The organism is Rhodococcus aetherivorans, assembly GCF_011058165.1.
GTDB lineage: Bacteria > Actinomycetota > Actinomycetes > Mycobacteriales > Mycobacteriaceae > Rhodococcus > Rhodococcus aetherivorans.
This window is the reverse complement of the sequence record NZ_JAALEG010000042.1, coordinates 22,340-43,877: the sequence shown is the minus strand read 5'-3', so window position 1 is coordinate 43,877 and position 21,538 is coordinate 22,340. Positions and strand designations below refer to the sequence as shown.

Sequence of the window (21,538 nt, the reverse complement as noted above, 5' to 3'; positions counted from 1 at the left end):
AGGCGCCACTACCTCGGGGAATCAACCGTCTGTGCCCGTTTCCACAGTCCTCTCACGGCCACTGGTCCGTGTGACGGTTCGCCGGGCGCACCGGTACGCGCCGGCGGACGCGGCACGGCACCTCACCGGCCGGGTGCAGCAGCAGATCGGTGGTGAGCGCCACCGAGTCCGAAAGGGAACAGAACTCGAACTCACGCACCAGGATCGCCAGGGCTACCGCCGCCTCCAGCATCGCGAAGCGCTGACCGATACAGCCACGGGGGCCGTGACCGAATGGGAACCACGCATACTTGTGACGCTCCCTCTCGCTGTCCGGGGTGAAACGCTCCGGGTCGAACCGGAACGGCTCCGGCCACAGATCGGCACGATGGTGCACCACCCACGGCGCCAGGTTGACGTCCGCACCGGCAGGGATCCGATACCCGCACACCTCCCTCTCCTCGACGGCCCGCCGCGTCAGGTACGGCGAGGGTGGGTACATCCGCGCGGCCTCCTTGAGCACCATCGTCGTATACGTCAGCGCGTGGGCATCGGCGGCCGTCGGTGTTCCGCCGACCAGCACCTGTTCGGCTTCGTCCCGAGCTCGATTCTGCACACCCGCGTTCTTGCCGAGCAGGTGGAGTGCGAACGTCAACATGGTGGCCGTCGTGTCGTGTCCGGCCAGCAGAAACACCTTGACCTGATCGCGAATCTCAGCGGTGGACAACGCGTCACCGCATTCCTGGGCCGCCACCAGGCGCCCGATCAGGTCGACCCCCGGCTCAGCGGCGGCGCGGCGGCGCTCGATAATCGCGTCACACAGCCCGTCGAGACGGGATTCCGCGCGCGCGATTCTCCGATTCCCGGGCGTCGGCCACGCAGAGGGAAACCGAACCGCGGACACACCCCGCTGCAGGACGGCACGTCCGAGGACGGGCAACGTTGTGCGCAGCACCGGCAGCATCTGGGGCGCCTGCACGCCGAACAGGATGCGAGCGGCGACACCGAGCGTCAGCGCCGTCATCTCCGCACCGAGGTCGACGAGGCGACTCGGACAGTTGTGCCACCGGATGGCCACACGCTCGGCTCCGTCGACCATCGTCGTCACGTGGCCGTCCACGCTCTGCGGGGTGAACAGGGGCTGGATGAATCGACGCTGACGCAACCATGTCTCGTCCTGACTCGTGACCAGGCCGTTCCCGTACAGGTCGCGCATCGCGCGGTAGAACTCCGAGTCCTTCCGGTAGTTGAGGTGGTTCGGAGCGTTCAGCAGTTCCCCCACCCCGTCCGGGTGGTTGACTGTGAAGAACTCGCGGCGCCGGCCCGGCAGCCCGACGGCGTAGCGTACGACGTCGCCTCCCTCGGCGTACCCGCGCAGACCGAGTTCGAGGGGATCGCGAAGCAGCTCCCTCGTGGAGCCCAGCAGCCACGTTCCCCGGACGGTCGGTGGCTCCCGTGACAATGTGCACGGCGCGGGCGTTCGGCCCGGCTGCCGCGGTGCCACTGGGCCGCGGATGCTGTTGCATGACATGGCTGTCCTTGTCGTTCGGGTGGTCCGGCAGGACCGAGCAGTAGTGTGACGCAGTGGTGACCGCCCCCGGGCGGGGCCGAATCTCCGGACCGCATACTCAGCATCGGACGCCCGCCGCCGGGGGACGCGAGTAGTGCGCTACCCCAGTCCGACCCTCGCGCCGAGCCGGGGTACGCATGGGGCACGAGGCGGACGTACCGGTCCGGCCGGGACGGATCCGAATGGAGTACCTCCCTACGCGTGCCGTCCCCGTGCCGCGGCGCAACCCTCGATGCATGAACGAGAGCTTCGAGACCTGGGACGCGATGTCGAAGGAGCTGCCGAAGCCGTACGCGGCAGCGCTGCGGATGCGGGCAGGGGCTGCCGGTGACGAACCGCTCGCCGGGTACGTGGACCCGGACGCGCCGGAGGGATCCGCGCGCATCGCCGAGGCCGAACCAGATGCCCTGCAGGTGTGGCCCGACGGTGGAGCACCGCTGCTGTGGTGACCTAGAATTCGCATGTGATCAGCGCGTGGCCGCTGACCGGCCGGGGGGACGAACTGCGAATCGTCCGCACAGTGATCGCCGGGGACAGCTCCTGCGCCGGCATCGTCATCGCCGGAGCACCTGGCGTCGGCAAGACCCGGCTCGCGCGCGAGGCCCTGGAGCAGGCGCGCACCCGCCGATGCCGTACCTACTGGACGGCAGGAACGGAGTCGTCCCGAAGCGTCCCGCTGGGTGCGTTCACCGACGTCGTCACCGACTTCGGTGCTGACCCGCTCATGCGAGTTCATGACGTTCTCACCGGGCTGGTCGGTGGACCCGACCGGCCGCATCTGGTCGTCGGTGTCGACGATGCACACCTGCTCGACGACATGTCGGCATTTGTTGTCCACCGGCTTGTGCTCCACGGACTGGCGACAGTGGTTCTGACCATCCGCGCCGGCGAACGCTGGCCGGATGCGCTCGTCCGGTGCTGCAAGAATGGACCGCTGCGCAGACTCGACCTGCGTCCGTTGTCCCGGGACGACACACGCACGCTCGTCGAGACGGTGCTCGAAGCTCCGATGGAGGCGTCCAGCGCCGAGCGACTCTGGGCCTGCACGCAGGGGAATGTGCTCTATCTGCGCCACCTTCTGGAAGACGAATATGCAAGCGGTCGGCTGACGCAGTCGTCGGGCGTCTGGCTGTGGCCAGGTCCGTCGGGCCTGTCACCGACCCTTCTCGGTCTGGTGGAAGCGAGCATCGGCCGGCAGTCGGCGTCGGTCTGCGAGGTGCTCGACGTTCTGTCCACCTGCGAACCCCTCGACCTCGCGGTGTTGCGAACAGTGGTCGATCCCGCCGCACTCGACGCAGCCGAAGCGAGCAGGCTCGTTGTGGTGGAGACCGACAGCCGCGCACCGACCGTACGGCTGGCTCACCCGCTGATCGGAGAGGTCCGCCGTGCCGAAGCCGGCACCCTCCGGCTTCGGACCATCCGCGGTCGCGTCGCCGCCGCGCTCACCGCCACCGGCGACACCGATCCCCGGACGACCGTGCGGCGGACCCTCCTGACCATGAACTCCGACTGTCAGGCCACAGCGGCAACCCTCCTCGAGGCGGCATCGGCAGCGATGCAACTGCTCGACGCGCACCTTTCCGACCAGTTCGCCCGCGCAGCCGTAGCCGCGGGAGGTGGTGCCGCGGCCCACCTGACGCGCGCCTTCACTCTCGGATTGCTCGAGCGGGGGCAGGAGGCCGATCATCTCCTCTCCGAACTGGCGAGCACGGTCCCCGACGGTGCGCTTCGATTGCGAATCGCACTCATCCGAGCGGGCAACTCGACCTGGGTCGAGCGAGCACCGTGCAAGGCCGAAGAAATTCTGACTGCCACCGGGGAGCTGGCCGCGAGCCTCGACCGGCGCAGCGCACACCGGGCACTGCGCTCGGCCGCCGCCGCGGCGGGCGGGCACTGCCGCACCGCCGTCAACCTCGCACGCGATGCTCTTCACGACGGCGGGATCGACGACTACGAGACGATGATGGCGATCTGGAGCCTCGTCATCGGTCTCGGCGACGTAGGCGACGTCGATGCCGTTTCTGACGTCGCGGCGACCGGCTACGCCCTCGCCGAGGGCTCGTTCGAGGCCGCGCACCTGCGCTTCGGACTCGGTTTGCTGGAGCTGACCGCGTATCTGCTGGCAGGACGGCTCGCCGACGCCGACACCGTCACCCACCGCCTGTACGAACATGGCCTCGACATGCCTCACGCGGTCGGCGTCAACTTCATGCTCGGGATGTGCGAGGCCGCGCACGGCCGTCTCGCGACGGCTCAACGCCATCTCCGGGAGGCCGTTGCGCAATCCACCGGATCCGCCGACAACACCACGCCCGGCCTTCTCTCCGCCACGCTGCTCGTTGCCACGCTGTCGATGTCCGGCAAGCCCAGTGAGGCCGAACGCATTCTCGCCGGAGTCGATGTCCGCATCGGGCCCGGCTTCGCGATGTGGGACCCGGATATCGCCGCCGCCGAGGGATGGGTGAGGGCCGCGGCCGGCGCGCTCAGCGAGGCGATCACCACCGTGCGCAGAGCGGCCGACGTGGCCGCAGACCAGGGCCGACCCGCCCGCGAAGTGCAATGTCTGCAAATCGCCACCCAGTTCGGCGACGCGACGACGGCGCGTCGGCTACGGCAGTTGTCGACCGTCGTCTCGGGTCCACGGGTGGCTGCCGCCGCTGCCCACGCGACCGCGCTGGCCGGACGGGACGGCGACGCACTGCTCGAAGCGTCCCGTGCGTACGAGGTCTTCGGAGATCTCGTCGCGGCTGCGGACGCCGCGGCCCACGCCGCCGCGAACTTCCGGCGGGCCGGCCGCCGCGGGCCCGCGCTGACTGCGTGTGCCGTCGCACGACGATTGGCTGACGCGTGCGAGGGAGCGAGCACCCCCGCGTTGCGGGCCTATCTGGAGCCGGTTCCGTTGACCGGACGCCAGCGAGAGATCGTGGAGCTCGTGCAACGGGGCTTGTCCAATCGGGAAATCGCCGAGCGACTGGGGGTTTCCGTGCGCACCGTGGAAGGTCATCTGTACCGCGCCTGCCGGAGAACCGGGGTCTGCAGCCGGGACGAGCTCGGAGAACTCCTGGGCACCCACCCCAATCGATGACATCGGTCTCCCGTTTCGGTTGTGCGTCAACGGCATTGCTCGCGCAGCAGAGCCGCGAGCTCGTGCCGGTTGCGGGTTCCGGTCTTCTTCTGTGCCCTATACAGATGGCCTTCGACCGTTCGTACCGACATCGTCAGCGCTTCGGCAATCTGACGGTTCGTCAGTCCCCGCATCACCATCGAAATGATCTCGCGCTCACGGGGCGTCAGGGGAAGGTCGCGGTCCGCCGTCTCGCGGAGGGCGGGGGTGGTCAGCCCTCCGCATTCCCGGGCAAGGCGTTGCGCGCGGGCGCCCAGTGTCAACGACGACCCGCGCAGATTCGCGCGAGCGAACGCGAGAGCGGCGCGCGCAGCGGCATCAGCCGCTGCAGCCGTATCCCCCATTTCCTCGAATTGCGTTGCAACCTCGGATAACGCCTTTCCGTCGTGGTCGGACGCAGCGGAGGCGAATGCGGCCGCGATGCACGCGCGACGACTTCTCGTGCTCTCCGCAAGATGCGCCAGCCGCCTTCTTCCCGTCGCGTCCCCCAGGTGAACTGCGACCTGTAGGCACATCACTTCCCGGGCATGTTGCCGATGCTCGGCGGCGAACTCCGCGGCCCGGAGCGCGACCGCCGCCGCTGTGCTGACTGCCCCCAGCGCCGCATGGCCCCAGGCGTGGGCGAGCAACCGCTCCGAGTCGACGAAGTCGAAGGCCGGGTGCCGGTTCTGGTCGACGCTGGACAGCAGCGCCGTCGCCGCAGTACCGCGACCTGCCATCGCCAGTGCCTGAGCGAGAAGTATGCCGTACCGATACATCAGGACCGGGTAGTCGAGCGACGTGAACTCGGCAAAGGCCCGATCGAGGCGTTCGAGGGCGAGTGCCAGTCGCCCTTGCCCTAGGGCAGCCATGCCCGCGATCGCCGTTCCCACCGCGCTCGTCACACCGGGGAGCCGGATACACTCGCGGTAGGTGCGAGCGGCAACGGCTTCGGCTTCAGCCACCTCGCCGGCGAGGAGCAAGGCACCGACATGGAACTCGACGAGGCCGACACGCTGGTACGAGGCTTCCTGCCAGGATTCCGCCAGTCTGTAGCCCTTCGATGCGGTCTCCGAGACCAGGTTCGACTCGCCCACATCCCCTGCCGCGATGACAGTTCCCCAGATCGCGCACATCGCCGCCGACGCGGGCACCCGTGTCGTGTCGACATCCCGGCCGAGTTCGAGTGCGGGCAGGGGATCACCCGCGACAGCTCTCTGTACGGCTCGAACGGCGCGCAACGACTCCGCCACGGTCGGCGGGGCGTCGCCGAGCGCGTTGTCGACGATCCGTTTCGACTCCTCCGGCCGCGCCAGGATCCACAGCATGTTCGTGGCCCGGAGCGTCAGCAGACGCGCGAACCGATCGTCCGTCAGGCTTTCGAGCGGCATGGCGGCGAGCACATCCTCGGCCTCGGTTCCCCGGTTCAGCAGCAGGAGGGCGTGAGCACGACAGAGGTCGGCTTCGGCCCCGCCTCCGGCGAGGGAACTCGCATGTGCCAGCCTCTCGCAGAGGGACAGATCCAGCAGCGCCATCGCGCCCCGAGCGGCGCGCAGGAACAGGTCGGGGTCGATCGGCAGGTCCGAGTCAGCGTGCAGGACCGCCCGCCGTACGACGTCCTCGGGTCCGGACGGGGGGAGAGCCGCGAGCGCCGACACGACACGCCCTCGCAGGCGCCGCAGTCGCGTGTCCCCGGCACGTGCTCGACGCACCTCTCCGTACAGCGGATGAGCCATTCGCGCAGCTCTCGGCCGACTTGCTGCGTCTATTCGGATCAGCCCGCGGTTCTCCGCCTCTTCCACCGCATCGAGGTCGGACAGCTCCGACAGCACCGCGACGGGCAACGGTTCCGCCACCGCAACCAAGTCCAGAACCGTGCGCACCGCCTCCGGGAGGCGGCGGATCTGTTCGCCGAGCAGGTCCGCAATACTGTCGGAAACGGTGAATTCCTCCTGCCAGAACCACAATCCGTGACATTCTCGAAGTCGGCCGCTGGTTACCTCCTGTGAGACGAGATGCCGCAGGTACAAGGCATTGCCGCGCGTCAGATCCCATATCTTCGACGCCGACTTCTCGTCTACAGGACTGCCGAGCACACTGGCGAGCAGTGCGTCGGACTCGGATCGCGACAAGGGCTGAAGATCGAGCCGCAGCAGCATGCCGTCCTTCCACAGGGCGGTGACGGCATCAGGTGCCGGCTCCCCGGACCGTACCGTGACGATCAGCCGGGCAGTCCCTCGCAACGCCACATGGTGGATCACGAATGCCGACAGTTCGTCGAGCAGATGCGCATCGTCGATCGACAACACCTCGTCGGGGCTTTCGGAAGTGGACGACTGTACGAGCTGGTCGATCAGCTGAAGGGGGTTGGAGGTGGGGTGGTCACACCATCCGGCCAATGCCCCCAGCGGCACCGTCCGCGCCGATGCCGTCCCCACCGCCGACCGCACGGAGATGGCGGCCGACGATGAGCGGAGCACCAACTCGTGCGCCAGTCGGCTCTTGCCCACCCCAGCCTGGCCGGCGATCACACATCCGCGGTAGCCGTCGGTGCCGTTGAGCGCCTCCTCGAGCAGACGCAATTCTTCGGTGCGTCCGATCAGCGCCCCTGCCCCCGCCATAACGGCATGGTAGGGACGTCGCTCGTACCGTGTCCACCATCACGCGGCGGCCCGGAGGGTGTCGAGGGCACATGGACTTGCTCGCATCTTCGGAATCTGCCCACGCCGTGGCCTGTGCGAATCCCGAAGATGCGAGCAAGTCCTTCCCCGGTGCCGGTTCGCTCAGCCGAAGGAGAAGTGGTGGCTGCCGACGAACCGTGTCTGCGCCGGGCCGGGGATCGAGACGTCGATCGAACCGACGCTCCGGTACACGTGGTCGTCGTCCTGGCAGTCCGCGTCGACCGTGTAGTCGCCGTCGGGCACGTTGTCGAAGTTCACGGTTTCGTAGTCGGCGTAGTAGATCTCGGCCACTCGCACGTCGGGGATTCCGTTGATCACCGCGTTGCAGTAGTGCGGGTAGTCCGCCTCGGGGGCGCGGTAGTAGATGAACTTGACCGTGACCGTGTGCTCCCGCACGCTCACGCTCCAGCTGCCGTACGGGTAGGGGTCCACTGCCGATGCCGTGGGCGCGAGGCCCGTCATCAATGCGAGCGGCGCCGCGAGGACGACCGCTGCGCGTCCGAGCTTCGAGCCCTTCATGGGCGTTCCTTTCGACCGTTGACCAGCCCGACCGGTTCAATGGTCGACCCAGGTACGGGTACAGGAACTGCAAAGCGCCGCAGTCGAACACAACCCGTGATCAACATCGATTGGCTGTCACCCGGCCGTGACCCAGCGTGTCACGGAACAGTCACACCGCGTGTCCGTGACACCGACGATGCAGGGCACGCACCTCGTCGAGGAGTTCCGGTACCGGCCCCTCGACGGTCACCCCGGGCGCAACCTTCTGGATCGGCAGGGCCCGGACGGGCGCCGGCGGCACGCCCAGCTCCTCCAGCCAGCCGACCAGTTGCGCCGAGGACGCCACGTACACGACGCGGCCCAGCCCCACCCATCCGTGCGCGGCCGCGCACATCGGGCAGTGCTCGCCGGACGTGTACACCGTCGCGCCGGCGCGCTCGGCTTCGCCCATGTGCTCGGCGGCCCAGCGGGCCAGTTCGAACTCGGGGTGCCGGGTCCGGTCCCCGCCCGCGACGCGGTTGCGGTCCTCGGCGAGGCTCGTGCCGTCGGCCGACACCAGCACCGAGCCGAACGGCTCGTCGCCGGCGTCCAGCGCCTCCCGCGCCAGTTCCACACACCGCCGCAGGTGCGTCATCTCCGATTCGTCGATCACGAGGTCCTCCCGGTGCTGCGGTTGTCGACCGCATCATGTCACCGCGGTCGTCGACCGCATCATGTCACCGCGGTCGGCCGGCGGCCGTCAGCCGGTGCAGGTGTTCTCGTCGGGCGCGCCCGCGAACCGCCGGTCCATCCAGTCCAGGCCTTCCACGGCGGCCGGGATCAGGCCGATCCCGTGACCCGCACCCGTCCCGGTGAGCACCGGCGGGATGCCGTAGCGGCGATAGGTGACGGATGTGCCTCCCGCGCACCACTTCCCGACCATGGTGTCGACGCCGCTCACCTGGACGAAGTCGTCGGTCGTGTTCTGCGCGACGAACGTCGGGATGGCGGGGGCGATGTTGCCGAGCTGCTGCTCGTGCACCAGCGACGCCCACGGTTCGGCGGCCAGGTGGTCGGCGATCGGCCGGCCGTCGACCGTGTACCAGGTCGTCGGGAAGAACGGATTCATGCGCGGCGCGTCGTAGATGCAGTACGTCTCGGCGCGCGCGAGGATGTCGCGTCCGGCGGGATTGAACACACTCAGCAGTTCCTCCCGCAACTGCGGATAGGCGGCGGCGAATCCGTTGACCACCCAGCCGATTCCGCCGGAGAGCAGCGAGCCGTCGCCGGCGACGGCGAGATCGGCGAGCGACGCCGGCGGTGAACCCGCGACCGCGGCGACGACGGGCAGCTCGGGAGCGTAGGTGTCCGCCAGCTCCGCGGCCGCCGCCGACGACATGCCGCCCTGTGAGTAGCCCCAGAAGCCGATGCGGGTGCCCTCGTCGATGCCGCGGTCGGTCAGCCGCAGGGCGGCACGGGCCATGTCGAGCATGGCGTGCCCCTGCGAGACGCGGTTCAGGTAGGGATGTACACCGGGCGTGCCGAGGCCCTCGTAGTCGGTCATCGCGACGGCGTAGCCCCGCGCTAGCAGCGGCACGATGTGCAGGTATTCGTACTCCTGGGCGTGATGGGTCAACTTCGACGGCGCGCACTGATCGCCCATGCCCTGCGTGCCCGGGCCGAGGACGATCGTCGGGCGCGGGCCGTCACCGGCCCAGGGTTGCGACGGCACGAACACCGTGCCGGTGACGGCGGTCGGGCTGCCCGTGGCGTTCTCGCTGCGGTACATCACGCGGGTGGCGGTGGCGTCGAGCGCCGGCGCGACGGCCGGTTCGGCGCGCAGGACGTCGCCGGCCGCACCGGCGGGCAACGGATCGGGCGGGAGGTAGAACCCGTCGTCGCCCGTGCCTGACACGGACCCCGTCGGAGCGGCGGCCGCGACGGGACCTGCGACGAGGGGCATGAGCAGCATCGTCAGGGCCGCGGTGAGCAGTCGGGCGGTGCGCATCGGCATGCCGAGCATTCTGCACACGTGTGTATCGCCACGGAAGGTGTTGCGCCGATATTTCTGCAACAAGTTCTATGACAGGATGGCGCCACGGTCCGATCACCGGGACGACCGATGCCGAGAGGAGCCCCCCGGCGCTACGGTCCGCTCGCCGCTGTATCCGCAGGACGGAAGGACGACGCCATGACCGTCGAAGAGCGACTGGCCCGCCTCGAAGCGCTCGAGGAGATCCGGATGCTCAAGCACCGGTACTTCCGCGCGTGCGACGCCAAGGACCCGAAGGCCATGCGCGACTGTTTCGTCGCGACGGGCGCCGACATCTATTACGGCCCCGCCCTCGGCAGCTTCGACGACGCCGACGCTCTCGTCGACGTCTACGCCCGCATCGCCCTCGAACGCGTCGACGACCGGTACATCGTGCTCGACATGCACCACGGCATGCACCCCAGCATCGAACTCACCGGCGACGGCACCGCCACCGGCGCCTGGACGCTGCGGTTCCGGCAGGTCGACCTGCGTGCCCGCACGGAGCGGGTGAGCGCACTCGACTACGACGACGACTATGCGATCGAAGACGGCAGGTGGAAGATCGCCCGGTGCCACGTGCGCGTCCACTGGTCCATCGAACGGGCACTGACCGACGACGTGAAAGTGGTGTTCTGACATGACCGAACGCAGGGTCGCCCTCGTCACCGGCGCGAGCCGCAGCGTCGGCAAGGGCATCGCATGCGCCCTCGGCTCCGACGGCTGGACCGTCTACGTCACCGCGCGGGGCCCGGTCGGCACCGCCAGCCCCCTGGACCGGACCGCCGCGACTGTCACCGAACGCGGCGGGCTCGGCATCGCGGTGCAGTGCGACCACACCGACGACGAGCAGATCCGGGCACTGTTCCGGCGCATCGCCGACGAGCAGGGCGGCCGGCTGGACCTGCTGGTGAACAACGTGTGGGCGAGCCCGCCCGGGTTCGCGGGCTTCTCCGAGCCGTTCTGGAAACGCCCGATCAGCGATTGGGACAGTCTCGTCGGCGTCGGACTGCGCGCCCACTACGTGGCCTCCGTCGACGCCGCGCAGCTGATGGTGCCGCGCGGCAGCGGGATGATCGTCAACATCTCGTCGTTCGGCACCCGCGGCTACCTGCACTCGGTGCTGTACGGCATCTCGAAGGCCGGCCTCGACAAGATGGCCGCCGACATGGCCGTCGATCTCGCCGGCACCGGCGTCACCGCCCTGTCGCTGTGGCCGGGACTGGTGAAGAACGAGGCGATGCTCGCCCGCGGCATCGACAACTTCGAGGGCTTCTCCCTCGCCAACGCCGAGACCCCGGAGTTCGTCGGCCGCGTGATCGTCGCGCTGGCGAACGATCCGAAGGTGAACGAGCGCAGCGGGCGCACCCTGATCACCGCCGAGACCGCCCTCGACTACGGGGTCGTCGACGTCGAAGGCAATCAACCGGATTCGCATCGGGCCGCATTCGGCGGCGGCCCGCTGTACTGATCCGCGGCCCGGCGCACCGGGCGAGACGCCGTGATCACCCCTGCGGGTGCGGATCTTCCGCGGTTCTCACCGGGTTTCCCGAGGACGAGATAGCCTCGGGCGAGAGGGTGAAAGGGAGCGGCAGCATGCATAGCGAGAGACTCCACTTCGCCGGCTCCGGCGCTACGGAACTGGCGGGCCGGCTGGACCTGCCGGAGGGCACGCCGCGCGCGTTCGCACTGTTCGCGCACTGCTTCCCCTCCAGCGAGGACGTACCGGCGGCGGCGCGGATCTCGGAGGTCCTCACCGAGCACGACATCGCCGTCCTGCGCTTCGACTTCGCCGGTCGCGGTGGGTCCGGCGGGGACTGTGCCGGCACCACCTCCGGTCCCGATGTCGCCGACCTCGTGCGTGCGGCGGATTTCCTGCGTACCCACCATGCCGCTCCCAGCATCCTGATCGGCCACTCCCGCGGCGGCACGGCCGTCCTCGCGGCGAGCGAGCACGTGCCCGAGACGCGAGCCGTGATCACGATCGGTGCCCCGGCCGGGACCGAGCGGATCCACCGGCCCGGTACCGCACTGCTGGTGATGCACTCCCCCACCGACGACACGGTCGGCATCGACAACGCCCGACAGATCTTCGCGGCCGCCCGCCACCCCAAGTCCTTCCTCTCCCTCGACGGCGCCGACCACCTGCTCTCCCGGCAGTCCGACGCCCGGTTCGCCGCCTCGCTGCTGGCGACATGGGCGAGCAGGTACCTCGACGAGAACACTGCGGCGCAGGCGCCCACCGCGCCGGCCTCGGCCGAAGGCGTCGTCGAGGTCACCGGGAACGGAGCCACCCGGTTCGGGCAGCGCATCACCCTCGGCCGGCACCTGATCACCGCCGATGAGCCCACACCGGTGGGCGACGACACCGGGCCTTCGCCGTACGACCTGCTGCTCGCCTCCCTCGGCGCCTGCACATCGATGACGCTGCGCATGTACGCCGACCGCAAGCAATGGCCCCTGGAGAACGTGACGGTTTCCCTGCGTCACAGCCGGATCCACGCCGCGGACTGCGAGGACTGCGAGACCCGGACCGGGCGGCTCGACAAGATCGAACGCGTGATCCACCTCGCCGGTGTTCTCGACGAGCAACAGCGGCAGCGTCTGCTCGACATCGCCGACCGCTGTCCGGTGCACCGGACCCTGCACTCGGAGATCGTGGTGGACACCGCCCTCGCAGCCGGTGACCCCGCCGACCGGGAGACCCGCGACGCACCAACGGCGACGACCGGGCCGGCACCGGCATGAGTTCGCTGCCCATCGGCGACTACGCACTGCTCTCGGATCGGCACTCGGCCGCACTGGTGTCGTCCGACGGTTCGATCGACTGGCTGTGTATGCCCCGCTTCGACAGCCCCTCGATCTTCGCCGCGATCCTCGACGACAACGCCGGGCACTGGTCGATCCGGCCGGCCGGCGAATTCCGGGTTCGGCGCGAGTACGTCGAGGGCAGCATGGTTCTTCGCACGCTCTTCCACACCGGCGGGGGGATCCTCGAGCTGCGCGATGCCCTGATCCTCGGGGATGCGCAGGACCCCCATCGCCTGGGGGAGCATGCGCCGCACATGCTGGCCCGGACCGTCACCTGCACCCGCGGCAGCGTCAGCGCGGAGCTGCTGTTCCGGCCTCGTCCGGAGTACGGTCTCGTCGCGCCGGTACTGACCGCCGTCGACGGCGGGATCACGGCCGCCGGTGGGGCGAGCCGGTTGACCCTGTCGAGCACGGTGCCCCTCGAGGTCGGCGGCGGCGCAGCCCGGGCCCAGTTCGACCTGCACGCCGGGGAGAGCGCGTACTTCGCGCTGCAGCACGCGGCACTCGGCGCACCCGTCCCGCCGGTGCGTCCCGGAGCCGCCGTCAGGGCAGCGGTCGACGACACGACGACCGGCTGGCAGGACTGGTCGGCGCAGCACCAGGCCTACCAGGGCCGCGCGCGCGACCTGGTCCACCACTCGGGACGGGTGCTGCAGGCCTTGAGCTACCAGCCCACCGGCGCGATCGTGGCGGCAGTCACCACCTCGCTTCCCGAGCAGGTCGGCGGTGCGCGCAACTGGGACTATCGCTACTCCTGGGTGCGCGACGCCAGCATGACCATGCAGGCCTTGTGGGTCGCTGCCTGTCCGGACGAGGCACACGAGTTCTTCGATTTCATGGCCACTGCCGCTGCCTGCTCCTACACCAACCGCCCCCTCCAGATCATGTTCGGCATCGGCGGGGAGCACGACCTGTCGGAGCGGACCCTTCCGCACCTCTCCGGCTGGCGTGGCAGCAAGCCCGTCCGGGTGGGGAACGGTGCCTGGACCCAGCCCCAGCTCGACACCTACGGCGAATTGCTCGACGCCGCCGCCCAGCTCCGTGACCAGGTCGGCTCGCTCGACAGTCCGACTCGAAACTTCCTGGTGGGCCTCGCCGACGCCGCCGCGGCACGCTGGCGCCAACCCGACAACGGCATCTGGGAGGTCCGCGGCGAGCCGCGGCACTTCGTGCACTCCAAGGTCATGTGCTGGGTGGCCCTCGACCGTGCTGTCGCCCTGGCCGACTGGCTCCACGCCGACGGCCATGTCGAGGCATGGACGGCCGCTGCCCAGGAGATCCGAGATGCGGTGCTCACGCAGGGGTGGAACGAGGCCCTCGGTTCGTTCACGCAGTCCTTCGGCGCATCGAACCTCGACGCCACCGCCTTGCTGCTGCCGATCGTCGGTTTCCTTCCCCCGGACGACCCGCGGGTGCTGTCCACGATCGATGCCGTCCGCGAGCGGCTCACCGACGCCCGCGGCCTGGTTCACCGCTACCACACCACGGCGGGGGTGGACGGCCTCGAGGGCCAGGAGGGGACCTTCCTGCTGTGCACCTTCTGGCTCGCCCAGGCCCTCGCCCTGGCCGGTCGCACCGACGAAGGTGCCGAGGTCTTCGAACGCGCGGTGGGCTACGTCAACGACGTGGGATTGCTCGCCGAGGAGATCGACTCCGCCACCGGGGAACAGCTGGGCAATTTCCCCCAGGCGTTCAGCCACATCGGACTGGTCAACGCCGCCTGGGCGCTGCACCAGGCAGAGCACGTCGGCACGTTCCACTGAACCGGCTGGATCGAGGTGGAGGAAGAGAGTTCCGGGGTTCGCCGGCCGCGTGATCGTCGCACCGGCGAACGCGTCACGCGAGGTGGCAGGCCACCTGCCCGCCGCCGGGCACCTCGGTGGTCTCCGGTCGGCGTTCCCGGCACACCGGCATCACCTGCGGGCAGCGGGAGCTGAACGCACATCCGGCCGGGGGATTCGCCGGGTCGGGCAGCTCGCCGTCGAGCCGGATCCGTACGCGGGTGCGTTGCCGCACGGGGTCCGGGACGGGCACCGCGGACAGCAGCGCCTGCGTGTACGGATGCGCGGGCTCGGTGAACAGCCGTTCCGACGGCCCCCACTCCACGATCCGGCCCAGGTACATCACCGCCGTGGTGTGGGCGATGTGCCGGACCACGGCCAGGTCGTGGGCGATGAACAGATATGCGATGCCCAGCTCGGCGGACAACTCCTCGAGCAGCGCGATGACCTGGTTCTGGGTGGACACGTCGAGGGCACTCACCGCCTCGTCGGCGATCACCAGCCTCGGCTCCACCGCGATGGCCCGGGCGATGGCGATGCGCTGACGCTGGCCGCCGGAGAACTCGTAGGGGTAGCGCTCGGCGTGCTCAGGCCGCAACCCCACCTGTTCGAGCAGGCGGCGCACCTTCCGACGCCGAGCCTCGGCGTCCAGGTCGGTGTGCACCTCGAGCGGTTCGGCGATGGCGTCCCCGACCGTGCGCGACGGATCCAGCGAGGAGTACGGGTCCTGGAACACCATCTGCATGTTGCGCCGCGCATCCCGCAGTTCCGACCGGTTCAGCGTGGTGAGGTCGACGCCGTCGAGGACCACCGAGCCGGCGGCGACGTCGACCAGCCGCAGGATGCCGCAGGCGGTGGTGGATTTTCCGGATCCGGATTCCCCGACCAGGGCGAAGGTCTCGCCGGGCCGGATGTCGAAGCCGACCTCGTCCACCGCGCGGATCGTCCGCTTCTTACGCGACATCCGGCCCCGGACGGGGAACTCGACCCGCAGGCCCCGCACGCTGAGCAGCGGTGCGCTCGCGGCCGATTCGACGACGTCCACAGTCATGAGGTTCCCTCCAGGATCAGATCGGTCACCCGCGCGCAGCGCGATACGCGGTCGTCGCCGACCGGCCGCAGCGGCACGTCGACCGCGCACTCGTCGGCCCGGTGCGCGCAGCGCGGTGCGAACCGGCAGCCGACGGGGATCGAGCCGGGCGGCGGTGGTGAGCCGGGGATGGTGTGCAGGTCCGTCCGGCCGCCGATGTCGGGCACCGATCGCAGCAGGCCCTCGGTGTACGGATGCCGGGGCGCCGCGTAGAGCGCCTCGGTGCGGGCCCGTTCGATCACCTGTCCCGCATACATCACCACCACCTCCGTGCACAGGTCGGCGACCACGCCGAGGTCGTGGGTCACGAACAGCACCCCCATGCCGAATCGTCCGGCCATCTCGCGGATCAGATCGAGCACCTGTGCCTGGATGGTGACGTCGAGCGCGGTGGTGGGTTCGTCGGCGACGAGCAGTTTCGGCTCGCACGCCAGGGCCATCGCGATCATCACCCGCTGCCGCATGCCCCCGGAGAACTCGTGCGGATACTGCCGGACCCGGCGTGCGGCATTCGGGATTCCGACGAGGTCGAGTACCTCCACGGCCCGGGCCGTGGCGTCCTTCCGGCTCATGCGGCGGTGCCGGCGCACCACCTCGGTGATCTGGTCACCGACCGTGAACACCGGGTTCAGGCTGGTCATCGGCTCCTGAAAGATCATGGCGATGTCGTTGCCGCGCACGGACTCCAGTTCGCGAGCAGGCATGGTCAGCAGGTCCCGTCCCTGGAACCGGATGCTGCCGGCGACCGTTCGGGACTGCCGGGGCGGCAGCAGCCGCAGCACCGAGGAACACGTGACGGACTTGCCGGAGCCCGACTCCCCGACCAGCCCGACCAGTTCGCCGGCCGCGACGTCGAAGGACACGTCCTGCAGGACCGGCGTCCAGCCGGACGCGGTGGCGAACTCGACGCCGAGGCCGTGGACGCTCAGCAGTGGTTCGGTCATCGTTCGCTCCGGTTCTCGCGGCCCACCGAATCGCGGATGCCGTCACCGAGGGTGTTGCAGGCAAGCACGGCAAGGACGATGGCGACGGCGGGAATCAGAACGGGCCAGGCGGTGTAGTTCCAGGCCTCGCGTCCCTCGGCGAGCATCCGCCCCCAACTCGGGTCGGGCGGCTGGACACCGAGGCCGAGGAAACTCAGCGAGGATTCGGCGAGCATGGCGAAGCCGCAGGCGAGACTGACCTGCACGATCAGCGGGGACAGGGTGTGCGGAAGGATGTGCTTGCGCACGATCCACGCGGTCGGGGTGCCGATGCTGCGGGACGCCTCGACGAAGGTGTTCTCCCGCACCGCGATCACCGCGCCGCGCACCACGCGGAAGAACCTGGGCCCGAAGACGATTCCGATGGCAATCATCGCGTTGGTGAGATTCGGCCCCATGACGCCGACGATCGCCATCGCCAGCAGCAGCGGCGGGAAGCTGAGGAAGGCGTCGGCGATCCGGGACAGCAGCGCGTCCCAGCGGCCGCCGAGAAACCCCGCCGTCAGCGCGGGGATCACGCCGAACGCCAGCCCCACCGACACCGAGATCGCCGCGGCCGAGACGGCGACCCGCGCGCCGTAGAGCAACCGCGACAGCGTGTCCCGGCCGAGGTTGTCCGTGCCGAGCAGATAGCCCTCGCTCAGCGGCGGCAGCCGGCGCGCCGTCAGTTCCTGCACCAGCGGATCATGCGGCGCGATCAGCGGCGCGGCGAGACCCAGCACCGTGATCAGCGTCAGGAACACGGCCGCCGCGACGGCTGCGCGGCGGCCACGGAACCGACGCAGGAACCGGCGGCGCGGGGATTCGACGACAACCGGGGACGCATCCTCGACGGTCTTCGGCGGCGTGATGGTTTCGCTCATGCGGCGCTCCTGGTCCGGGGGTTGAGGTAGCCGTACGAGATGTCGACGAGCAGGCTCATCACGACCGTCGCGAAGACACCGAAGATCACCACGCCCTGGATGGCGGGCAGGTCGCCGGACAGCACCGCCTGCACGGCGAAGTCCCCGAGTCCCTTGAGCCCGAACACCGACTCGATGACCGCCGTGCCGCCGAGCAGGAAGGCGATCTGCATGCCGAGCACCGTCGCGGTGGGGATGAACGCATTCTTGAGGGCGTGCTTCCACAGGACGGCACGTCGCCCGAGCCCCTTGGCCGTGGCGGTGCGGACGTAGTCCTGCTGCATCACGTCGATCATGGAACTGCGCAACTGGCGGGCGATCTCGGCCGCGGCAGCCAGTCCCAGCGCGATCGCCGGGAGCAGCAGGTGGCTGAGCCACGGCCACAGCCCCTTTGCGAGCGGTGTGTACCCGGTCGCGGGGAGTGCCTTCAACTGCAGGGAGAACACCAGCACCAGGATGAGACCGAGCACGAAGTTCGGTGTCGCGACGCCCAGCGTGGACCCGAGGCTGGTGGTCCGGTCCTGCCAGCTGCCAGGGCGGCTGCCGCCGATGATGCCGGCCGGAATACCCACTGCCAGCGCGACCAGCACCGACACGAGGGTCAACGACACGGTCACCGGCAGCCGGTCGACGATCATCTCGAGCACGGGGGCCTGATAGGTGAAGCTCGTCCCCAGGTCACCTCGCGCCAGACCGCCGAGGAAGTCGAGATACTGCACGACGACGGGCTGGTCGAGGCCGAGATCCACGCGCACCGCCTCGATCTGCTGCGGTGTCGCGCTCTCCCCGGCGATCCGATGGGCTGGATCGCCCGGGATCAGGAATATCAGGCCGAACGTGATGGCGGTGGCGATCAGCAGCAGCGGTAGCACCGCGAGCAGCCGTTGGCCGATCAATCGAAGCATCCTGCCGGTCCTTTACATCTCTCGAGGTGTCGCTCGGGGCGCTGCCGCAGCGGTCATTCGGCGGCCGTGAGGCCGATCCCTCCCCATTCGTCCAATGCGCGGTACGGCTGGTATCCGACGACCCGGTCGGTGAGGGTGGCGCCGAGGTCGGCGAAGGCCAGGGGGATCATCAGTGCCTGGTCCACGACCGTGGCGGAGACGTCGCCGATGAGCCGTCCCCGGGTCTGCTGGTCCGGTTCGGCGTTCGCGGCGGCCAGGGCCTCCGCGAAGCCGGGAGTGACGTCGTGCGACGGGTTCTGCGGCGAATCCGGGGCGAAGTAGGTGGCCAGCAGCAGCGACGGATCGGCGCGTCCGGAGAAGGTGGTGAGCACGGCGTCGAGCTCCCCCCGGTTGAAGACCGGTGACATCTCGGCCGGGCTGAGCAGGCGGATCTGCATGGTGACCCCGATCGCGTCGAGCTGCTGCTGGACGATCTGCGCGATCCGCTCGTTCTCGGGCAGGTTCATCACCCCGGCGGTGAACGTGAACCCGTCGGGCAGGCCGGCGGCCGCGAGCGTCTCGCGGGCGGCCCGCTCCTCGTAGGCGTAGCGGTCGGCCAGTTCCGGGTTGTAGGCGAAGTAGCCCTGCGGGAAGTTCTGGCTGGCCGCCTCGCCGTGACCTTCGAGGGCGGAGTCGACAAGAGCCTGCCGGTCGATCGCGGTGCTCAGCGCCCGGCGCACGTCGACATTGCCGAATTCGCTTCGGGTGCGGTTGAAGTGCAGGACGTAGTGGTTCAGGCTGGTCTGCACCTGCGAGTCCAGGCCCTGTGCGGCGGCGGGGTCGATCGAGAGCGGCGTGGCCATCGCGATGTCGAGTTCGCCCGACGCCATCGCGTTGATGCGGGTCTGTGGGTCGGTGACGACCTCCCATTCGAAGCGTCCGGCGGTCACCGACTCCGGATCCCAGTAGCCGTCCCAGGCCACGAAGTCGTACGATGCGCCGGGCTGGGCGTCGGCGACGATGTACCGGCCCGCGCCGACGGGTCGCAGCACCAGGGCGGCGTCCTTCTCCGGCGTGCCGAACGCATTCGGGCTGACCATCATTCCGGGCAGATCGGACAGGGTCAGGACGAGTTGTGTGCCGGGTCCGGTCAACCGCAGCACCACCGTGGTGGGGTCGGGGGTCTCGATCGCCTCGACCGGAGCGAGCATCGTCGTGGTGATCGAGTCCGGCTCCTGGGCGCGTTCGAGGTTGGCCTTGACCGCCTGTGCGTCCAGCGGGGTGCCGTCCTGGAACTGCAGTCCCTCCCGCAGGTGGAAGGTGAGGGTGCGGCCGTCGTCGGAGAACTCCCACGACTCGGCCAGTCCCGGAATCGGGTTCGCGTCCCGGTCGCGGTGCACCAGCCGGTCGTACACCTGGGTCAGCATGATGTTGTCCTGCGCGACCCGGGTCTTGTGCGGATCGAAGGACGACGCCCCGTAGGTGGTGGCGTACCGCAGCGTCGCCTGGGGGTCGACGGCGTCCGACGTCGCGGTGCCGGCGGACCCGCACCCGGCGAGGAGCGCGACGGCCAGCGCGGCGCCCAGGGCGAGTCTCGTACGACGGGCCATGATGTTCTCCGATTCTCGGCGTGGGATGGAGACGGGACGCGGGGTGGGAGGAAGACGGGTGTTACGGCGCGGCCACCCCGACGCCGCGCCACTCGTCGAGCACCCGGCTCGGCTCGTAGCCGACGACGGTGCCGGAGGTGATTGCACCCAGGTCGGCGAACGCGACGGGCAACATCGCGGCGTGATCCATCACCACCGCGTTCACCTCCCCGAGCAGGGCGGCACGTTCGCCGGGATCGGTGGCCCGGTTGGCTGCTTCCATCGCCGCCCGGAAGCCGGGGATATCGTCGTGCGACGGGTTCTGCGGCGAGTCCTGCCCGTAGTACGAGGTCAGCAGCAGCGACGGTTCGGCGCGACCGGTCAGGGTGGTGAGGATGGCGTCGAGCTCGCCGCGGTTGAATGCGGGATTGAGGTCGGTCGGCGTCATCGACCGGATCTCCATCGTGATCCCCACCCGCGCCAGCTGTTCCTGCATGATCTGCGCGATGAGCTGGTTCTCCGGCAGGTTCGACGCGCCGGCGACGAACGAGAATCCGTTCGGCACACCGGCCTGTGCGAGCAGGGCCTTCGCGCGTTCGGGGTCGAACGCGTACTGGCCGTCGAGGGCGGCGTTGTGCGCGAAGTACCCGGAGGGGAAGTTCTGGCTGGCGGCCTCGCCGTGTCCTTCGAGTGCGGTCTCGACGACGGCCTCCCGGTCGACGGCGTGGGCGAGTGCCTGCCGCACTTCGAGGTTCCCGAACTCGCTGCGGGTCCGGTTGAGGTTGAGCACGTAGTTGTTGAGGGTGGTCTGCACGTGCGACTCGAGGCCCTGTTGTTCGGCCGGGTCGACGGACAGCGGGGTGGCGATCGCGGCGTCGAGCTGACCGGAGGCCACCGCGCTCACCCGGGTCTGCGGATCGGTCATCACGATCCACTCGAAGGCGCGGGCCTGCACCGCCTCCGGATCCCAGTAGCCGTCCCGGGCGACGAACTCGTACTGCGCACCGGGCTGTGCGTGCGCGACGGTGTAGCGTCCGGTGCCGGCGGGGGTCAGCACCAGGGCGGCGTCCTTGTCGGGGGTGCCGAACGCGTTGGGGTTGACCATCATTCCGGGCAGATCGGAGAGGGTGAGCACGAGTTGCCCGCCCGGGCCGTCGAGTCGCAGGACCACGGTCTGCGGGTCGGGGGCCTCGACGGCGGCGACGCCGGCGAGCATGGCGGCGGTGATCGAGTCGGGCTGCATCGCCCGTTCGAGGTTGGCCACCACCGCGGAGGCGTCGAACGGGGTGCCGTCGGAGAACGTCACGTCCTGCCGCAGGCGCAGCGTCAGGGTGGACCCGTCGTCGGCGAACTCCCACGATTCGGCCAGCCCGGGAATCGGATTCGCGTCCCGATCACGGTGCACCAACCGGTCGTAGACCAGGTTGAGCATGATCGAGTCGCTGGTGATCCTCGTCTTGTGCGGGTCGAACGACGACGCACCGTAGGTGGTGGCATAGCGCAAAGTCGCGTTCGGGTCGACGGTCTGCGCGGCGTCCGTCGCCGCGGAACTGCCGCACCCGGCCACCGCGACGGCGACGGCGAGCACGGACAGGGCGGCCTTCATCGATCTGTGAAACATCAGATTCCTCGGGGGGGTTCGGGTCGTCGAGG

The 21,538-nt window shown here is 69.5% G+C and carries 17 protein-coding genes; 6 read left to right on the top strand and 11 right to left on the bottom strand.

Annotated elements, in window-relative coordinates:
* Nucleotides 1-52 precede the first annotated feature (52 nt).
* The gene (locus G6039_RS17275) at nucleotides 53-1,441 is read right to left on the bottom strand and encodes a cytochrome P450 (RefSeq protein WP_235194032.1); all 1,389 of its coding nucleotides are present in this window, start codon (nucleotides 1,439-1,441) and stop codon (nucleotides 53-55) included.
* 344 nt (nucleotides 1,442-1,785) lie between these two features.
* Here G6039_RS17275 and G6039_RS17270 point away from each other — a divergent pair, with 344 nt between their 5' ends.
* Together G6039_RS17270 and G6039_RS31275 are read left to right on the top strand one after the other, a co-directional pair.
* Nucleotides 1,786-1,998 (top strand): hypothetical protein, encoded by a 213-nt coding sequence (locus G6039_RS17270; protein WP_043798425.1) that lies wholly within the window; start codon nucleotides 1,786-1,788, stop codon nucleotides 1,996-1,998.
* A gap of 14 nt (nucleotides 1,999-2,012) precedes the next feature.
* Nucleotides 2,013-4,634: a helix-turn-helix transcriptional regulator gene (locus tag G6039_RS31275; RefSeq protein WP_043798427.1), complete on the top strand. Its 2,622-nt coding sequence runs from the start codon at nucleotides 2,013-2,015 to the stop codon at nucleotides 4,632-4,634.
* A 26-nt stretch (nucleotides 4,635-4,660) separates the two neighbouring features.
* On the opposite strand, the gene G6039_RS31100 is transcribed toward G6039_RS31275, so the two are convergent.
* The 4 genes from G6039_RS31100 to G6039_RS17245 form a co-directional block, all read right to left on the bottom strand.
* Complete coding sequence (locus tag G6039_RS31100; protein WP_043798428.1) at nucleotides 4,661-7,273, bottom strand: helix-turn-helix transcriptional regulator; 2,613 nt, start codon at nucleotides 7,271-7,273, stop codon at nucleotides 4,661-4,663.
* Nucleotides 7,274-7,435: 162 nt separating this feature from the next.
* Nucleotides 7,436-7,852, bottom strand: coding sequence for a hypothetical protein (locus G6039_RS17255; protein WP_043798431.1), 417 nt, complete (start codon nucleotides 7,850-7,852; stop codon nucleotides 7,436-7,438).
* 151 nt (nucleotides 7,853-8,003) lie between these two features.
* The gene (locus G6039_RS17250; protein ID WP_043798432.1) at nucleotides 8,004-8,486 is read right to left on the bottom strand and encodes a nucleoside deaminase; all 483 of its coding nucleotides are present in this window, start codon (nucleotides 8,484-8,486) and stop codon (nucleotides 8,004-8,006) included.
* Nucleotides 8,487-8,573: 87 nt separating this feature from the next.
* Nucleotides 8,574-9,836: a lipase family protein gene (locus tag G6039_RS17245; protein ID WP_043798435.1), complete on the bottom strand. Its 1,263-nt coding sequence runs from the start codon at nucleotides 9,834-9,836 to the stop codon at nucleotides 8,574-8,576.
* 168 nt (nucleotides 9,837-10,004) lie between these two features.
* Here G6039_RS17245 and G6039_RS17240 point away from each other — a divergent pair, with 168 nt between their 5' ends.
* From G6039_RS17240 to G6039_RS17225, 4 genes are all read left to right on the top strand, one after another.
* Complete coding sequence (locus G6039_RS17240) at nucleotides 10,005-10,484, top strand: nuclear transport factor 2 family protein (protein ID WP_043798437.1); 480 nt, start codon at nucleotides 10,005-10,007, stop codon at nucleotides 10,482-10,484.
* Nucleotide 10,485: 1 nt separating this feature from the next.
* Nucleotides 10,486-11,316, top strand: a complete 831-nt coding sequence (locus G6039_RS17235) for an SDR family NAD(P)-dependent oxidoreductase (protein ID WP_043798439.1) — start codon at nucleotides 10,486-10,488, stop codon at nucleotides 11,314-11,316.
* Between the two features lie 125 nt (nucleotides 11,317-11,441).
* Nucleotides 11,442-12,593 carry a bifunctional alpha/beta hydrolase/OsmC family protein gene (locus G6039_RS17230; RefSeq protein ID WP_006945888.1) on the top strand — a complete coding sequence of 384 codons (1,152 nt, stop codon included), beginning with the start codon at nucleotides 11,442-11,444 and terminating at the stop codon, nucleotides 12,591-12,593.
* Nucleotides 12,590-14,419 carry a glycoside hydrolase family 15 protein gene (locus G6039_RS17225; RefSeq protein WP_043798440.1) on the top strand — a complete coding sequence of 610 codons (1,830 nt, stop codon included), beginning with the start codon at nucleotides 12,590-12,592 and terminating at the stop codon, nucleotides 14,417-14,419. Before G6039_RS17230 ends, G6039_RS17225 begins: the two co-directional genes overlap by 4 nt.
* 73 nt (nucleotides 14,420-14,492) lie before the next feature.
* Here the strand turns inward: G6039_RS17225 and G6039_RS17220 are convergent, their stop codons facing one another.
* The 6 genes from G6039_RS17220 to G6039_RS17195 all read right to left on the bottom strand — a co-directional run bounded on the left by G6039_RS17220 (nucleotide 14,493) and on the right by G6039_RS17195 (nucleotide 21,491).
* Nucleotides 14,493-15,482: an ABC transporter ATP-binding protein gene (locus G6039_RS17220; protein WP_080688493.1), complete on the bottom strand. Its 990-nt coding sequence runs from the start codon at nucleotides 15,480-15,482 to the stop codon at nucleotides 14,493-14,495.
* 2 nt (nucleotides 15,483-15,484) lie between these two features.
* Nucleotides 15,485-16,471, bottom strand: a complete 987-nt coding sequence (locus G6039_RS17215; RefSeq protein WP_043798445.1) for an ABC transporter ATP-binding protein — start codon at nucleotides 16,469-16,471, stop codon at nucleotides 15,485-15,487.
* Nucleotides 16,468-17,373: an ABC transporter permease gene (locus tag G6039_RS17210; protein ID WP_006945896.1), complete on the bottom strand. Its 906-nt coding sequence runs from the start codon at nucleotides 17,371-17,373 to the stop codon at nucleotides 16,468-16,470. The genes G6039_RS17215 and G6039_RS17210 overlap by 4 nt, the downstream gene beginning before the upstream one ends.
* Nucleotides 17,370-18,317, bottom strand: coding sequence for an ABC transporter permease (locus G6039_RS17205; RefSeq protein ID WP_006945898.1), 948 nt, complete (start codon nucleotides 18,315-18,317; stop codon nucleotides 17,370-17,372). The genes G6039_RS17210 and G6039_RS17205 overlap by 4 nt, the downstream gene beginning before the upstream one ends.
* 53 nt (nucleotides 18,318-18,370) lie before the next feature.
* Nucleotides 18,371-19,906, bottom strand: coding sequence for an ABC transporter substrate-binding protein (locus G6039_RS17200; protein ID WP_006945902.1), 1,536 nt, complete (start codon nucleotides 19,904-19,906; stop codon nucleotides 18,371-18,373).
* A 61-nt stretch (nucleotides 19,907-19,967) separates the two neighbouring features.
* Nucleotides 19,968-21,491 carry an ABC transporter substrate-binding protein gene (locus G6039_RS17195; RefSeq protein WP_037201145.1) on the bottom strand — a complete coding sequence of 508 codons (1,524 nt, stop codon included), beginning with the start codon at nucleotides 21,489-21,491 and terminating at the stop codon, nucleotides 19,968-19,970.
* Nucleotides 21,492-21,538 lie beyond the last annotated feature (47 nt).

What these genes read in the sequence shown, in the direction of transcription:
- G6039_RS17210 (WP_006945896.1), bottom strand. Translation starts at nt 17,373, where the DNA reads ATGAGCGAAACCATCACGCCGCCGAAGACCGTCGAGGATGCGTCCCCG.
- G6039_RS17235 (WP_043798439.1), top strand. Translation starts at nt 10,486, where the DNA reads ATGACCGAACGCAGGGTCGCCCTCGTCACCGGCGCGAGCCGCAGCGTC.
- G6039_RS17225 (WP_043798440.1), top strand. Translation starts at nt 12,590, where the DNA reads ATGAGTTCGCTGCCCATCGGCGACTACGCACTGCTCTCGGATCGGCAC.
- G6039_RS17215 (WP_043798445.1), bottom strand. Translation starts at nt 16,471, where the DNA reads ATGACCGAACCACTGCTGAGCGTCCACGGCCTCGGCGTCGAGTTCGCC.
- G6039_RS17230 (WP_006945888.1), top strand. Translation starts at nt 11,442, where the DNA reads ATGCATAGCGAGAGACTCCACTTCGCCGGCTCCGGCGCTACGGAACTG.
- G6039_RS17240 (WP_043798437.1), top strand. Translation starts at nt 10,005, where the DNA reads ATGACCGTCGAAGAGCGACTGGCCCGCCTCGAAGCGCTCGAGGAGATC.
- G6039_RS17245 (WP_043798435.1), bottom strand. Translation starts at nt 9,836, where the DNA reads ATGCTCGGCATGCCGATGCGCACCGCCCGACTGCTCACCGCGGCCCTG.
- G6039_RS17195 (WP_037201145.1), bottom strand. Translation starts at nt 21,491, where the DNA reads ATGAAGGCCGCCCTGTCCGTGCTCGCCGTCGCCGTCGCGGTGGCCGGG.
- G6039_RS31100 (WP_043798428.1), bottom strand. Translation starts at nt 7,273, where the DNA reads ATGGCGGGGGCAGGGGCGCTGATCGGACGCACCGAAGAATTGCGTCTG.
- G6039_RS17270 (WP_043798425.1), top strand. Translation starts at nt 1,786, where the DNA reads ATGAACGAGAGCTTCGAGACCTGGGACGCGATGTCGAAGGAGCTGCCG.
- G6039_RS17205 (WP_006945898.1), bottom strand. Translation starts at nt 18,317, where the DNA reads ATGCTTCGATTGATCGGCCAACGGCTGCTCGCGGTGCTACCGCTGCTG.
- G6039_RS17200 (WP_006945902.1), bottom strand. Translation starts at nt 19,906, where the DNA reads ATGGCCCGTCGTACGAGACTCGCCCTGGGCGCCGCGCTGGCCGTCGCG.
- G6039_RS17255 (WP_043798431.1), bottom strand. Translation starts at nt 7,852, where the DNA reads ATGAAGGGCTCGAAGCTCGGACGCGCAGCGGTCGTCCTCGCGGCGCCG.